Below are 14,622 nucleotides of genomic sequence, written 5' to 3'. Positions count from 1 at the left end.
GCGGCAGCCGCGTGCCTCGCGGTTGTCGTGAGCCTCGTCCTTCCTGGGGCGTCGACGTCGGCAGAGGCTGCAGTGGCTGCGCCCACGGTGGGCCAGGGCTTCGTCGTCACCCCCTCGGACCTGGCCTACATCCTCAAGCAGATCAAGATCGCCGAGGCGCATGTCGCCAACACCACGTCGGCGACGGGTCCGTGCGGCGCACTGGTCGGCACCGGTCCCCACCAGCTCTCGAGCCCGTTGCTCTCGTTCGGGCTGCGCACGGTCGACGGTTCCTGCAACAACCTCGTGCCGGGCCGGGAACGCATCGGCGCCGCCGACGAGCTGTTCCCGCGCCTGGCGACCGCCGACTTCAAGGCTGCGGGCCCCGTCCCCGCCGGCTTCGGACCTCCAGGAACGACGACCTATGCCCAGACCAAAGGCAACGTCTTCGACACCGAGCCCCGCATCGTCAGCAACCTGATCGTGGACCAGACCTCGACCAACCCGGCTGCCGTCGCGGCTGCCGGCTTCCCGGTCCGGACCCAGGGCAACCCGGGGGTCGTGCCGTGCACGACTGACCCCGACCCCCTGGCCGACCCCGTCGTGGTCGAGGTCCCGCTCGGGTGCACGCCGTCGCACCAGACGCTCTTCATCCCCAACGTGACCACCGACGTCGGACTCTCGCCGCCGTACAACTCGCTGTTCACCCTCTTCGGCCAGTTCTTCGACCACGGCGTGGACCAGACCGTCAAGGGCGGCAGCGGCACGGTGTTCGTGCCCCTCAAGGACGACGACCCGCTTGTTGCCGGCCCCAACCACGTGTTCGGTGACGCCGACGACCTCAATCCCAACCTGCGGTTCATGGTGCTCACCCGGGGCAAGAACCAGCCCGGTGCTGACGGTGTCGTCGGCGACAACCCCGCGACGCCCATCGACGAGAGCGCCGACGACGTCCGCGACACCAAGAACACGGACTCGCCCTGGGTCGACCAGAGCCAGACCTACAGCTCGCACGCCTCGCACCAGGCCTTCCTGCGCGAGTACGTCAACAACTCGGCGGGTCGTCCGGTCTCCACCGGCAAGCTGCTGGGCGGCGTCTTCGCCGGTGACGGCGTGGACACGGGCATGGCGACGTGGGCCACGACCAAGGCACAGGCAGCGGACCTGCTCGGGCTGCTGCTCGTCGATGCGGACGTGACCAACATCCCCATGCTGGCCGTGGACCCTTACGGCAACTTCATCCCCGGCCCCGCACGCGGACTGCCGCAGTACGTCACCGAGACCGGTCTGGTCGAGGGCGACACCTCCGCTCCCGTGCCCGTCCCCTCGAACGTGAGGTACTTCGACACCCCGTTCCTGACCGACATCGCGCACAGCGCCGCACCGACCGCTGCGGGACCTGACAGCAACGACACGGCCGGCAACAGCCTGGACACGCCGTCGCCCGCAGGGACGTACGACGACGAGCTGCTCGATGCGCACTTCATCGCCGGTGACGGCCGGGTCAACGAGAACATCGGCCTGACCGCGATCCACCAGGTCTTCCACTCCGAGCACGACCGGCTCATCGACGACATCAAGAACACGCTGACCAACGACACCTCGGTGAGCGGCGTGGCCGCGTTGGCCCAGTGGAAGCTCGACACCGGTGCTCCGGATGCCGTCAACGGCGCCTGGAACGGGGAGCGCCTCTTCCAGGCGGCCCGGTTCGTCACCGAGATGGAGTACCAGCACCTGGTCTTCGAGGAGTTCGCCCGGAAGGTGCAGCCCGCGATCAACCCCTTCGAGCCGTTCGCCTTCACCCAGCCCGACCTCAACCCGGCTGTCCGGGCCGAGTTCGCGCACGCCGTCTACCGATTCGGTCACTCCATGCTGACCGAGACGATCTCCCGGCGGAACGCCGATGGCACCGACAACGACATCTCGTTGCTGGACGGGTTCCTCAACCCGGCGTCCTACACCGACGGTGGGACCGCCGGCACGCTCAACCCGCAGGAGGCCGCGGGCAGCATCATCATGGGCATGTCGGACCAGATCGGCAACGAGCTCGACGAGTTCGTGACCGAGACGCTGCGCAACAACCTGCTGGGACTGCCCCTCGACCTCGCGACGATCAACATGACACGTGCTCGGTCCGAGGGCGTCCCGCCGCTCAACGTCTTCCGCCGGGAGGTGTTCGGCGCGACCAACGACGGACAGCTACGTCCGTACTCCAGCTGGGTGGACTTCGGGGAGAACCTCAAGCACCCGGCATCGCTGGTCAACTTCGTCGCGGCCTACGGTCAGCACCCGACCATCCTGACCGACGTCGGTCCGGACGGTGAGCTGATCGACGACCCGACCACGGTCGAGGACGAGACCGCCGACAACGGTCCCGCCACCCTGGCCTCGAGGCGCACCGCCGCGAGGCGACTCGTCAACCCCGTGCTCGGCGAGCTTCACATCCCGGGGGACGCCGCGCAGTTCATGAACAGCGTCGGCGCCTGGAGCAACGACGGGACCCGGTCGATCACCGGTCTCGACAACGTCGACCTGTGGGTGGGTGGTCTCGCTGAGATCACTACTCCCTTCGGTGGCCTCCTCGGCACCACGTTCAACTACGTGTTCGAGAACCAGATGACCGACCTCCAGAACGGGGACCGGCTCTACTACCTGGCCCGCACTCCGGGCATGAACCTGCGCACGCAGCTGGAGGGCAACTCGTTCGCCGAGCTGATGATGCGCAACACCTCGGGCACGAACACCTTGAAGGCCGACTCGTTCGCCACGGCCGACTGCAAGTTCCAGCTGGGCAACCTGGCCGGCACGCCGGCCGGGTTCACCGCCTCCGGCAACACCGTGGTCGACGACCCCTCGACGGAGTGCGCCGAGAACCTCGTTCTCCTGCGCAAGCCGGACGGCACCATCCAGTACCGCCAGTTCAACTCCGTCGACCCTCCCGGCATCAACGGCCAGAGCGTCTACAACGGCACCGACGGTCCCGACCGCGTCTGGGGCGGCAACGACAACGACACCTTCTGGGGAGGCCCCGGAAGCGACGTGATCGAAGGTGGCGGAGGAGCCGACGTCGCCCTGGGCGGCCTGGGAGACGACATCATCACGGACCTGGCAGGCGACGACGTGCCCAAGGGCGGTCCCGGCAACGACGCGATCGACGCCGGTCCTGGTCTGGACATCGTCATGGGAGGCGAGGGCAAGGACTTCACCAACGGTGGAGCCAACGCCAACGAGACCTTCGGTGGTGACGGTGACGACTTCATCTACCTCGGGCAGAGCCTCGACGCCGCCTTCGGCGACAGCGGCAACGACTGGGAGGAGGGTGGTGACCAGCCGGACCTCATGCAGGGGGACAGTGGCAACCTGTTCTTCCTGGACGACTCGCAGAAGCCCGGCTCCGACATCCTGATCGGACAGGGTGGTGACGACGACTACGACATGGAAGGTGGCGACGACATCGGCGTCGGCGGTTCCGGCATCGAGAAGGTCGCAGGCGCGTCCGGCTTCGACTGGGAGATCGGTCAAGGCGAGCCCCAGGCCCAGGACATGGACCTGGCCCTGCCGATTCCTCCCCTGGGAATCCTCCAGGTGGGTGTCCGCGACAAGTTCAACGAGGTCGAGGCCCTGTCGGGCTGGAAGTTCGACGACACCCTGCGCGGCGACGACATCGTGCCGAGCGGAGTCGGTGGAGCCGGCTTCATCGGCTGCGACGTGCTGGACCAGGCGGGTCTGGACCGGATCAGCGGTCTCGACGCCCTGGTGCCGCCACTGGCCACTCCGCTCGAGACGGTCGTGACGCAGTCGGCATCGCAGGACTGCCCGATCCTCACCGGACCCAACGTGTGGGGTGACGGCAACATCCTGCTCGGCGGCGCCGGGAGCGATCTGATCGAGGGTCGAGGAGCCGACGACGTCATCGACGGCGACGCCTACCTCAGTGTCCGGCTGAGCGTGCGCACCAATCCCAGCGACCCGGCCTCCGAGATCGGGAGTGCCAGCATCGAGGGTTCGCTGCAGAGCGCGATGACCAGTCAGTACCTGCGCACCAGCACCGGCGCCCTCACGGGCCCGACACTGCAGCAGGCGGTCTTCGCAGGCACTGTCGACCCCGGCAACATCGTGGCGGTCCGTGAGGTCCTGGTCGGCTCGGGCGGGACGGACACAGCAGTGTTCTCCGGTCCTCGTGCGGACTACGACGTCACCTTCGGCCCCGATGCGATCACCGTGACGCACGCCCGCGGCACGGCGACTGACGGCCAGGACCGCGTCAGTCGCGTCGAGCGCCTCCAGTTCAGCGACGAGGTCGTCAACGTGTCGGCGCCGGCAGCCCCGGTGATCGGCGTCGCGACGGCCGGCAACGCCTCGGCAACCGTCAACTGGACCGCTCCGGTCGCCGACGGCTCCCCGGCGGTCACCGGCTACGAGATCGTGATCAGCGACGGCACCGTCATCACGGGCATCGCCAGCACGGCCACCAGCCGGGTGGTCAACGGGCTGACCAACGGGACGGCGTACACCTTCCGGGTGCGGGCCAGCAACGTGATCGGCACCGGTCCGCTCTCGGATCCGTCCAACTCGGTGACCCCGACGGCTCCCGTCGGACCTCAGATCACCAGCCGGACGCCGGGTGTGAACGAGACCGGGGTGGCAGTCAACAGCAACGTCGACGCCATCTTCGACGTGCCGATGGCCGCTGCCGGCTTCACCACTGGAACGGTGGTGCTGCGCAACCCGGCCGGGGCGATCATCGCCGCGACGGTCAACTACAACGGTGCCGCCCGACGGATGAGGCTCAACCCCAACGCCAACCTGGCGGCTGGGACGGTCTACACGATCACCCTCACCGGTGGGCCGTCGGCGATCAGGAGCCTGACGGGCATCCCGTTCACCACGACGAGCTGGAGCTTCACCACGCTCGCCCCACCGGCGCCCACCGTGGCGTCGTCCACACCGGTGCCGAACGCGACCAACGTGGCGAGGGGCGCCAACCTGGTGGTCAACTTCAGCCCGGCGGTCATCGGAGTCAGTGGCACGACGTTCGTGCTCACCGACGCCACGACCAACGCGGTGATCCCGGGTGTGCTCACCACTGCGGCGATCGCGGCCGGCACCCGGGCCACGTTGAACCCGAACGGCGCCCTGGCCCGGAACACGCTCTACCGGGTCACCCTCACCGGCGGGCCGGCAGCCATCCGGTCGGCCGCGGCGGGCACCCCGTTCGTCTCCACCAGCTGGACGTTCACCAGCGCACCATGACGGACCGCCACCCTCCAGGTGGCTGACCGATGAGACCCAGGACACCCCGGCCGCCCTGCCCGGGGTGTCCTGGCGTTCGTGCTGAGCGGCCTGCCAGGGCCGGGGTGCCCCCGACAGGATTCGAACCTGTGACCGGCGGATTAGAAGGCCGCTGCTCTATCCAGCTGAGCTACGGAGGCGGAGGATCGGACGTGCGGCCGGAAACCACCGGGGGCCACCCCACGCGACTTCCGCCCATCTCCCGATCCGCGGTCAGTATGCCGCAGCCGCCACTCGCGTGCTGCGGGCGGTCGGGAAGCGGCCGGCGTCAGTCGAGCGGGAAGACCCAGTCGTCCAACGCATTCGGGCCGCCCATCTCCTCGAGCACGTCACAGCTGCCGCGAGTGGAGCAGCGGAGCAGGTTGTTGCGGTCCCCGTCTCGGGCGACGAGCAGCAGGGCGGTCTCGGACTCGAAGCCCACGACGTGGGAGAAGACCATGCCGCCGACGTCGAGACCCACTGGAGGGGTCGATGCGTCGCTGGGCTCCACCACCGGTCCGGAGCTCGCGGTGTAGGCCACGACCTGGCCCGACGGCGACCAGGAGGCCGGCTCGGTCGGGTCCGGCATCGTGAGCTCCCGACCACCCTCGAATGCACCGAGCTCGTTGACCTCGCCCAGGACGCGTTCGGTGGAGGAGCCGTAGTCCCCGGAAACGGCGAGGACACCCTGGGTGCCGACCTGGACGATCTCGCCCGGCGCCCCCCTGACGGCCGTAGGCTCTGCGCTCCGAGGATCCCAGACGAAGCTGCGGTCGCGTTCGTTGTAGAAGACGCGGCCCGCGGTGTCGAAGCCCAGGATCTGGACGGTCCCCGACTCGCAACACGATCCCGGCACCGCGAGGTCGATGACGCCGACCTCGGTGCCCCGCGCCAGGTCGTGGGTCGTGAGACGCGTGGTCGTCGGGTCCGGGTGACTCATGGCGAGCACCTGTGAGCCGTCGAGGCTCAGGGCGACGACGGAGTCGTCGAGGAACGGCAGCGGCACCAGCTCGTTCCCGTCCAGCATCCACGAGCGCGCCACACCGTCGCCTGCCTGGCTGGAGTAGGTGTCGGTGACGACCACGGAGTCGCCGGCCCAGCGGAGCTGGTCGGCCGTGGTGGCTGCCGAGGAGGAAGCACGGTGCAGGACGCCGTCCTGGATGTAGGGAATGGTCGGTCCTTCGCCCGTGGACCCACCGGTCTGACCGGCCGGCGGAGCCTCGGAGCCTGTGAGCCACCCGCTCCCGACACTGATGCCGACCATCACCACTGCCACCGCAGCAATCATGGCCACTGCAGCAAGCGGAGCCACGCGGCGGCGCGGCCGTGCGGACAGCCCGAGCAGCGCCTCGGGGACCGGAGGGTGCGGGGTCGACTCCACCCGCTCCTTGAAGAGCGACCTGAGGTCGTGCTCGATCGGATCACGCATCGCGGTTCCTCTCGTTGCCGTCGGTGGCCCCGGCGGGCATGCGCGCCCTCAGCTTGCCGAGCGCGACATGGGCGTATGACTTGACCGAACCTGTCGAGATGCCCAGGACATCGGCGATCTCCACCTCCTTGAGGTCCTCGTAGTAGCGAAGGACCAGCACGGCCCGCTCGCGCGGGGAGAGCATCATCAGCTGCTGCCACAGGTCGAGCCGCTCGCCGGGGTCCGCCGAGCACGACGGCTCGGTCCGGACCAGCAGGAGCCGAGCCTTCGCCGAGCGACGGCTGTCGCGCCGTCGTGCATCGATGAAGACGTTGAACATCATGCGCCGGACGTAGGCCTCCGGCACCTCCGCACGAGACACCCGGTCCCAGCGCGGGTAGGCCTTGGTCAGGGTCTCCTGCACGAGGTCCGCCCCGAGGTCCGGGCTGCCGGTCAGGAGGTGCGCGGTCCGCACGAGCGTCGTCCATCGAGCCACCACGAACTCCTCGAACGTCGGCGGATCTGACCTGTCGTCGTCGTTCACACCATCACCCTCTCGACCCCTTGACGTCACGGCCGCTGCAGAAGGTTGTGGCTGACCCTAGGACGCTGCGGCTCGGAACGGCTCGAGTGTCACGCCCGCGTCGAGGAACACGACGGGAAGCTCCTCGTCCCAGTAGTCCTGCTGGACGATGGAGCGGATCTGGTCGCCGGTGAGTGGGGGCTCGCGGCGAGTGACGTAGGTGCCCACTCCTGGGCGCGTGATGCTGTTGGTGGCCACGACCACCACACGGACGCCGTCGACCCGCACGAGCTCGGCGACGCTGCGGATGTCCCCGGGGGTCTTGTCGCCGGTGAGCACGTAGGACGTGAGCGTCGCGCCGTCAGGGAGTCGCGTGGAGCTGCACTCATCCATGGTCTCTGTGCAGCCCCCGCTGAAGCCGCCGTCGAACTGCACGTTGATCTCCACGTTGGCCGGGCCACCGTCGTCCTCCAGCCGGACCTGCGCGTAGTAGTCCCTATCGCCGAGCTCGGCACGCGGGTCCTGACCGACATAGGCCGAGGTCGGCGCGTCGGTGACGTCACCGAGCGCGGACACGAGGGCAGCGACGGCCCCGCGTGCGGTGGCAGGGCCTGTCCCTGGCTCGGCGCTGACGGGGGCCGTCGGGTCAGTCGGGTCAGTCGCAACGGTGCCCTCGGTGCTCGAGCGACCGTCGTCCCAGGGAGACGCGACGAGCACGACGCCGCCGATGGCGATCGTTGCGAGCGTCACGCCGGTCGCTGCAGCTCTGCGGAGCAGCGTGAGGCGCCTTCCGCGCGAGCGAGCATGGGCGGTGAGACGGGCGATGTCGGGCCCGGCCCGGTCGGTGCGGTCGAGGTCCTGTGTGATGCGGTCATGGAGGTTCATGAGTCTTCCCTGGGGTCGAGGTCGAGGTCGGTGAACTGCGTGCGAAGGCGGCTCAGTGCTCGCTTGCTGCGGGTGCGCACGCCGGCCTCGCTCAGCGCCAGGTCAGCTGCCGTCTCGGCGACGCTGCGGTCGAGCCAGTAGCGGTGGACGACCACCGCACGGTCCGTGGGGGACAGGCGACGCAGCGCATCCACCATGTCGAGGCGCAGGACGGGGTCCGGCCCACCGCCGGGCACGGGCGACTCAGAGAGCCCGAGCTCGTCCGTCGGTCGCTCCGAGGACCGCCGCAGCCGGCGGTGGGAGAGGAAGGTGCGGGTCAGGACCGTGCGGGTGTAGGCCACCGGATCGTCGGCGCGAGAGACCCGCTTCCAGGCCACCCACACCTTGACGTAGGTGGTCTGCAAGAGGTCCTCGGCGAGGTGGTGGTCGCCGCCGGTCAGCAGCAAGGCGGTGCGGTGGAGAGCCGGTGCCGTGATGCGGACCAGCGTGTCGAAGTCGAGGTCCGGGTTAGCAGCCATGGCGCCCTTCCGGGCTGAGTCCCGAGAGGGGAGAGCGGTTGATGCAGTCACACCTACTAGACGCTACGAACCACCCTCCGCGTGACACTCCGGATGGCGCGATGATCCGAGCCTGTCCCGCACCCCTGACCCGCGTGCCTCAGGGGTCGGTGAGGTCTCTCGTGCCGTGTGGGGTGACGAGGAGGGTCTGACCGTGGGGTTCGCGCCAGAGGAAGGTGCCGGGAGTGAGTTGTTGGTAGGTCCAGCCGGCATGGGTCTTGAGCTGGTGGTGATGTCGGCAGAGTGGGGCGAGGTTGCACTCGCACGTCACGCCTGACGTTGCGTGGGCGATGAGGTGGTCGAGGTCGCAGGATCTGGATCTCTTGGTGCACTGAGGGAAGACGCAGGTGGGGTTGCGGAGTCGGACCTTCTCGGCGGTGATGTGCGACGGGACGTAGGGGTCTGAGCCGTCGTGGCCATCCCCGTCGCAGTGGCCGCGCAGGTCTAGGACGGGGCGGATGGTCACGTGTCGGTCGTGGCGGGCGAGCCACTCGCGGACGGTGGTGGCGAGGAGGGTGTGGCCGTGCTCGTCGGTGGCGAGGAGCCCGCGGCCTTCGAGGGCGTCGGTGTCGAGGTGGAGGTAGGCCACGATGCTCTTGCTGGGTGCGGGTGGCTCGGTGCTGTTGAGGAGGGCGAGGGCGCGGGCGGGGTCGGCGAGGACACCCACGGCCATGGAGCGGCGGACGTCCAGAGACTCCGGGGACCCGTCCCTCTTGAGGGCGTCCGCGACACGGGAGACGGCTTGGTCGAAGTCGACGAGGTCGGCCCAGTCGGCGCGGATGTCCATGGTGGCGATCCCGGTGTGGCCTATGGTGCGCTCGTCGAGGGTGACGTGGCGGTGCTCGAGGGCCTCCAAGGACTCGATCTCGACGAGCTCGGCGTAGAGCTCCAGTTTGGCCTCGTCGATGAGGCGGTCGACGGTGACGAGCCCCGCGGTGTCCGCGATCGGAGCGATCGCCTTGTCGACGCGCTCCACCACGTCTCTGGGTGTGCCGAGGACGGCGCGGGCGATGCGGTGGGCCCGCCAGATCGGGACCTTCCCGGCGGACACCTTGGCGTGCACCCTCGGCATGCGGTGGCGGATGACGAGGCTGTCGCGGATGAACGCCCGACCCGCGCTCGTGCTCATGTTGTTGGCGGTGGCGAAGGGGGCGGCGGCGTTCCACGCGATGGGTGGGAGGCCGAACCACTGGTCCTCGTCGAGGTCACCGGTGCCGGGGGTGCGGTCGTCGCGCTCACCGAGCTCGTCGGCCGGCACGGAGCTGCTGCGGGGTGCTTTCCAGGACTGGTCGCCGGGGGTCTCGGGGTGGGCGTGGGCCCATGCGATCGCGAGGTGGAACAGGTCGAGGTTGGCCTGGTCGGCTGCTGCTCGGGTCTGTCGGACCAGGGTGATGAGGTCGGTGGGTGTGGGCGCGTCGTCGTCGACCTGGTGGGGGTCGATGACGGTGGTCATGGCATCTAGTGTAGTCGAAGACACGTTCGGTTGACAAGCACAATTCCACATGTATCCGCCGTCCGGTGGGTGGTTTCGAGGCTCGCTGCGCTCGCACCTCAACCACCGTGCGAGGCTCGCTGCGCTCGCACCTCAACCAGCGTTGGGGTCTCGACGCCTCCTCGCTGGCGCTCGTCGGGCTCGACCACCGAAGGTCCGGCTCGGCCAGCGAGAGCCCCCTTCGGTGGCCATACGTTTGACCACCCCGCAAGCGCGGGGTCCAGCTGGTCTCGACCACCGGGTGGTTTCGAGGCTCGTTGCGCTCGCACCTCAACCACCGTGAGGGTCTCGACGCGTCCTCGCTCGGCTAGACAGGCTCAGGTGACGCGCCGTCGCGCCGATCGGAAGTCATGGCCGACGAGCTTCCCGCCCCTGACGACCCGCGCTGGCGCCGCACAGCTCCACGTTTCGAGGACCCCGAGCTCGACCGGCCGCCGATGATCGAGTCGATCACCGCCCCCCTCGTGCCGTACGCCGTGTGGCGCACCCGGGTGCCCTACGCGCTCGCGGCGGCCGTGGGGTGGTTCTTCGTGTTCCCGGTGCTGCTCGGCGGCGCGTTCGGCGTGGGCGTGGCGCTGCTGGCAGGCGCGGTGTCGTCGTGGCTGCTGCTCGGTCGGCGAGCGCCGCTGGAGGCGGAGGGCTACGCGGTGCTGGCCCTCATGCCGGTCCTGCTCGTCCTGCTGCTCGCCACCTGAGCCGTCCTGGGTCGGCGCTCAGCCGACGGCGTCGACGAGGCGGCCCAGAGCGGTCTCGGTCAGCGAGTCGAGGACGTCCTCGCCGGGAGCGGCCAGGTCGATCAGCCCGACGACGCTGAGCGCGTTGTCGACGCGGGAGACGACGAAGCTGACGTCGTAGGAGTAGCTGTTGCCGGGCGCGGACACCGAGCCGGTGCCGCTGAAGCCCACCTGGTCGTCGGTCTCGCCGATGCCGGGGGCCTCGTCGACGGTGACGGCCAGGGCGAGGTTGGTGCCGCTCTCGGGGTCGGTCACCTCGACCGTCTCGCACCCGTCGAGGCTCGCGCGGAACTCCTCGACGCCGGCCACGACCGTGTCGGTGTCGGCGTAGGAGTTGACCACGGTCACGATGCTGCGGCGAGACGTCTCCGTCTCGAGCTCGAAGTTGTTCTCCGCTTCCGTGTCGGCGCTCAGGTCGGACAGTGCGGTCAGGCCGCTCAGGCAGCCGAGGTCCTGGTCGTCGCTCTCGGTCGGGCCGAGCTCGGTGAAGTCCGCCCCGACGTCCTCGAGGGTCAGGAGCGCACCGTCGGCCTCGTCCTGGCTCAGCACCACCGGCGCGTCCGAGCCGGCATCCGTGGAGCCGGACTTCTCGTCACCTCCGCACGCAGCCAGGCTCAGGGCGAGCACGAGAGCACTCGAGGACAGACCGGCGCGGCGCAGGAGGGTCGACATGGTCGCAGTCTGTCAGCGACCCTTCTTGCCCTTTCCCTTGGGACCCTTCGGTCCCTTCGGCGGCTTGGGCGGCTTGCCCTGCCCCGTGTCCTCGGCGTCCTCGTCCGACTCGTCGGCGTCCTCGTCGTCGGTGGCCTCGTCCGTCGGCTCCGCCGTGGGGCTCTCGGTCGGGTCGGCGTCCGGCGCCGAGGCCGGCAGCGCCTCGGTCAACGCCTGGACGGCGTCGATGATCCGCTCGGCCTGCGCCTGGTCGAGGTCACCGTCCTCCACGGCAGCCGCGGTGTCCTCGCCCAGTGCAGCCAGCGCGTCGCGCGCGACCGCATAGCGTCCGTCGACGATGGCGCTGTCGATGTCGTCGAGCCGGGTCGACAGAGCCGGGACGGCGCTCGACGCAGGGTCCTCCGAGCCGCAGCCCGTGAGCACGAGCAGGGCCACGGTGCTCGCTGCCGCGAGCCTCGTCGTACGACGGCGGCGGCTCGTCACTCGACACCTCCGACCGCGTCGTGGAGGTCCTGCAGCGGGCCCTCCAGCTCGGCGGGCGTGCCGGCGGGGACCGTCCCTCCGGCGGGATCGGCCGGTTCCTCCGCCGAGCCACCGCCACCGCCAGCGACGCCGGCGATCACGACGAGCAGCAGGATCGCCGCGATGGCGGCGCCGACGCCCCGCACGTGGGGCGGGACCTCGCGCAGGCGCGCGACGACGCGGTCGGTCGCCGACGGCCCCTGCGCGGGCGTCACGGCAGGCATCCGGCGCACGGTCGGCTCGGTGTCGAGGACGAGCGTGGCGCCGGCCGCGTCGACATCGCCGTCCAGCGTCCGCAGCCGCTCGGCGACCACGCCTGCCGAGGGACGGGCGGCCGCTTCCATCAGGGTCATGTCGGTGAGCAGGTCGCGCCAGGCCGCCGACAGCGTCGGTGGGACCTCGGGCGAGCGGCTCAGCCGGGCCAGCGCCGACTCGGTGGGGGAGCCGGGATAGGCGCGCTCGCCGGTGAGCACCTCGAGCAGGACCAGGCCGAGGGAGTAGACGTCGGCGGCCGCGGTCAGGTCGTCGCCGCGGACCTGCTCGGGGGAGAGGTAGGCGGCAGTGCCGATCGCGTGGCCCGTCTGGGTGTGCCGGACGGTGTCGCCGATGAGCCGGGCGATGCCGAAGTCGGCGAGCTTGACGCGGCCGTCGTCACCGAGCAGGACGTTGGCGGGCTTGACGTCGCGGTGGACGATGCCCTTGTCGTGGGCGTAGGCCAGGGCGTCCGCGAGGGCGGCGCCGATCCCGGCGACCTCGTCGGGCGGCAATGTCCCGCCGCGTGCGCGGTCGGACAGCGTGGTGCCCTCGACCAGCTCCATCACGAGGTAGGGCTGGTCGGTCGTCATGCCGGCGTCGAGCACCATCACCAGGTTGACGTGGCTGAGCTGGGCGAGGGTGCGCGCCTCGGCGGTGAAGCGCAGCCGGTCGGTCTCGTCACCCGCGGTCTCGCGCAGCACCTTGATCGCCACGGGACGGTGCAGCACGCGGTCGGTCGCGCGGAAGACGTCGGCCATCCCGCCGGTGCCCAGACGCTCCCCGAGGTCGTAGCGGTCCGCGAGCACGCGTGCCTCCTGCGATCAGAGTCGGAGCGACCCCATCCACGCCTCGACGTCGGCCGAGGTGCGGGGGAGCGCCGCCGACAGGTTGGTGGACCCGTCGTCGGTGACCAGGATGTCGTCCTCGATGCGGATGCCGATGCCGCGCAGCTCCTCGGGGACGAGCAGGTCGTCCTCCTGGAAGTAGAGGCCTGGCTCGACGGTGAGGACCATACCGGCCGCGAGGGTGCCCTTGGCATAGGCCTCGGGAGCGGCCTGACCGCAGTCGTGGACGTCCATGCCGAGCATGTGGCTGGTGCCGTGGAGGGTCCAGCGGGCATAGACCTTCGACTCGGGGTCCAGCGCCTCCTGCGCCGAGACCGGCAGCAGGCCCATGCCCTCGAGGCCGTGGGCCAGGACGCTCATCGAGGCCGCGTGCACGTCGGCGAAGGCGAGGCCGGGGCGGACCGCGTCGATGCCGGCCTGCTGCGAGGTGAGCACCAGGTCGTAGAGCTCGCGCTGCAGCGTCGTGAACGTGCCGTCGACGGGCAGCGTGCGCGTGACGTCGGCGGTGTAGAGGTTGTGGCCCTCGACGCCCATGTCGAGCAGGACCAGCTCGCCGGGCGTGATCGGGCCGGAGTTCTCGATCCAGTGCAGCGTCGTGGCGTGCTTGCCCCCGCCGACGATCGAGTCGTAGCCGATGTCGTTGCCCATCGTGCGCGCCCGGCGGAAGAACGTGCCCTCCAGCCAACGCTCGCCGTGCTTCAGGACGTTGTCCCACTCGCGGACGCAGTCCTCGAAGCCCAGCGTCGTGATGTCACAGGCCTCCTGCAGCTCGCCGATCTCCCAGGAGTCCTTGACCAGGCGCATCTCGGAGACCACGCGGGCCAGGTCGCCGTCGAGGGTCTCGTCGGGGGCGACCAGCGAGTCGACGTACGACGAGACGCCGCGGTGGACGCGCGTCTTGCCGGAGGCCGACAGAGCCTCGGGCAAGGAGTCGATGTGGCGCACCTCGATGCCCAGCGAGGAGGAGATCTCGTGGGCGGAGGGGCGTCGTCCGGCCCAGAGCTCGCCGTAGACCCGGTCACGGAAGAACTCGTCGCTCTCGCGCGACGAGCGGGGGCGGGCGTAGAGGACCGCCTCGCCGTCCTCGAGGACGAGCACCGCGTCGCTGGTCTGGTTGCCGGAGAAGTAGGTGTGGGCGGTGTCGGAGCGGAAGCGGTAGTCGGTGTCGTTGGAGCGCTGCTTGTAGGTGCCCGAGGGCAGCACCAGGCGCTCGCCCGGGAAGGCCTCGGCGAGGCGGGTCCGACGGGCCGCCGCGAGGTCGGTCACGGGGTGCGGCGGGAGGTCGAGCTCGCGGTCGCCCCAGCCCGTGCGCATGAAGGCGGAGTAGGCGGCCGGGACTGCAGGGTCGTGGGACTCCGTCGCTGGCTCGGCGGCGCTCGCGCTCGCGGATGCGGTGGACTCGGGGGTGGTCTGCTCGCTCACGCCGTTACTCTACGCGCCGACATGAGCCCTTCGACCCCCTGACGTTAGGCTTCGCCC

At 70.0% G+C, this 14,622-nt stretch carries 11 protein-coding genes and 1 tRNA gene; 2 read left to right on the top strand and 10 right to left on the bottom strand.

Annotated elements, in window-relative coordinates; translation table 11 throughout:
• Positions 1-72 precede the first annotated feature (72 nt).
• Positions 73-5,232 (top strand): peroxidase family protein, encoded by a 5,160-nt coding sequence (locus AAG827_RS07245; protein ID WP_341925220.1) that lies wholly within the window; start codon positions 73-75, stop codon positions 5,230-5,232.
• A gap of 105 nt (positions 5,233-5,337) precedes the next feature.
• On the opposite strand, the gene AAG827_RS07240 is transcribed toward AAG827_RS07245, so the two are convergent.
• From AAG827_RS07240 to AAG827_RS07215, 6 genes are all read right to left on the bottom strand, one after another.
• Positions 5,338-5,411 (bottom strand) — tRNA-Arg (locus AAG827_RS07240).
• Positions 5,412-5,539: 128 nt separating this feature from the next.
• Positions 5,540-6,679, bottom strand: coding sequence for a hypothetical protein (locus tag AAG827_RS07235; RefSeq protein WP_341925219.1), 1,140 nt, complete (start codon positions 6,677-6,679; stop codon positions 5,540-5,542).
• Positions 6,672-7,202 (bottom strand): SigE family RNA polymerase sigma factor, encoded by a 531-nt coding sequence (locus AAG827_RS07230; RefSeq protein WP_341925218.1) that lies wholly within the window; start codon positions 7,200-7,202, stop codon positions 6,672-6,674. Before AAG827_RS07230 ends, AAG827_RS07235 begins: the two co-directional genes overlap by 8 nt.
• Before the next feature lie 57 nt (positions 7,203-7,259).
• Positions 7,260-8,066: a hypothetical protein gene (locus AAG827_RS07225; RefSeq protein ID WP_341925216.1), complete on the bottom strand. Its 807-nt coding sequence runs from the start codon at positions 8,064-8,066 to the stop codon at positions 7,260-7,262.
• Complete coding sequence (locus AAG827_RS07220; RefSeq protein WP_341925215.1) at positions 8,063-8,584, bottom strand: SigE family RNA polymerase sigma factor; 522 nt, start codon at positions 8,582-8,584, stop codon at positions 8,063-8,065. The genes AAG827_RS07225 and AAG827_RS07220 overlap by 4 nt, the downstream gene beginning before the upstream one ends.
• Before the next feature lie 139 nt (positions 8,585-8,723).
• Positions 8,724-10,076 (bottom strand): HNH endonuclease signature motif containing protein, encoded by a 1,353-nt coding sequence (locus tag AAG827_RS07215; protein WP_341925214.1) that lies wholly within the window; start codon positions 10,074-10,076, stop codon positions 8,724-8,726.
• 389 nt (positions 10,077-10,465) lie between these two features.
• On the opposite strand from AAG827_RS07215, the gene AAG827_RS07210 reads away from it, so the two are divergent.
• The gene (locus AAG827_RS07210; RefSeq protein WP_341925213.1) at positions 10,466-10,810 is read left to right on the top strand and encodes a hypothetical protein; all 345 of its coding nucleotides are present in this window, start codon (positions 10,466-10,468) and stop codon (positions 10,808-10,810) included.
• 18 nt (positions 10,811-10,828) lie between these two features.
• Here the strand turns inward: AAG827_RS07210 and AAG827_RS07205 are convergent, their stop codons facing one another.
• The 4 genes from AAG827_RS07205 to AAG827_RS07190 are packed head-to-tail and all read right to left on the bottom strand — an operon-like array spanning position 10,829 to position 14,565.
• Complete coding sequence (locus AAG827_RS07205; protein WP_341925212.1) at positions 10,829-11,521, bottom strand: hypothetical protein; 693 nt, start codon at positions 11,519-11,521, stop codon at positions 10,829-10,831.
• A 12-nt stretch (positions 11,522-11,533) separates the two neighbouring features.
• Entirely contained in the window at positions 11,534-12,004 is a 471-nt protein-coding gene (locus AAG827_RS07200; protein ID WP_341925211.1) for a hypothetical protein, read from the bottom strand.
• Positions 12,001-13,104, bottom strand: a complete 1,104-nt coding sequence (locus AAG827_RS07195) for a serine/threonine-protein kinase (RefSeq protein ID WP_341925210.1) — start codon at positions 13,102-13,104, stop codon at positions 12,001-12,003. The genes AAG827_RS07200 and AAG827_RS07195 overlap by 4 nt, the downstream gene beginning before the upstream one ends.
• Before the next feature lie 15 nt (positions 13,105-13,119).
• Positions 13,120-14,565, bottom strand: coding sequence for an aminopeptidase P family protein (locus tag AAG827_RS07190; RefSeq protein WP_341925209.1), 1,446 nt, complete (start codon positions 14,563-14,565; stop codon positions 13,120-13,122).
• Between the last annotated feature and the right edge of the window lie 57 nt (positions 14,566-14,622).

Source organism: Nocardioides psychrotolerans (assembly GCF_943371775.1).
Taxonomy (GTDB): domain Bacteria; phylum Actinomycetota; class Actinomycetes; order Propionibacteriales; family Nocardioidaceae; genus Nocardioides; species Nocardioides psychrotolerans_A.
Note: the sequence above shows the minus strand (reverse complement) of the source record. Positions and strands in the feature narration are given on the sequence as shown.

Bases quoted from the DNA above. Each gene is read 5' to 3' on its own strand.
- AAG827_RS07235 (WP_341925219.1), bottom strand. From the start codon at position 6,679: ATGCGTGATCCGATCGAGCACGACCTCAGGTCGCTCTTCAAGGAGCGG.
- AAG827_RS07205 (WP_341925212.1), bottom strand. From the start codon at position 11,521: ATGTCGACCCTCCTGCGCCGCGCCGGTCTGTCCTCGAGTGCTCTCGTG.
- AAG827_RS07225 (WP_341925216.1), bottom strand. From the start codon at position 8,066: ATGAACCTCCATGACCGCATCACACAGGACCTCGACCGCACCGACCGG.
- AAG827_RS07210 (WP_341925213.1), top strand. From the start codon at position 10,466: ATGGCCGACGAGCTTCCCGCCCCTGACGACCCGCGCTGGCGCCGCACA.
- AAG827_RS07220 (WP_341925215.1), bottom strand. From the start codon at position 8,584: ATGGCTGCTAACCCGGACCTCGACTTCGACACGCTGGTCCGCATCACG.
- AAG827_RS07215 (WP_341925214.1), bottom strand. From the start codon at position 10,076: ATGACCACCGTCATCGACCCCCACCAGGTCGACGACGACGCGCCCACA.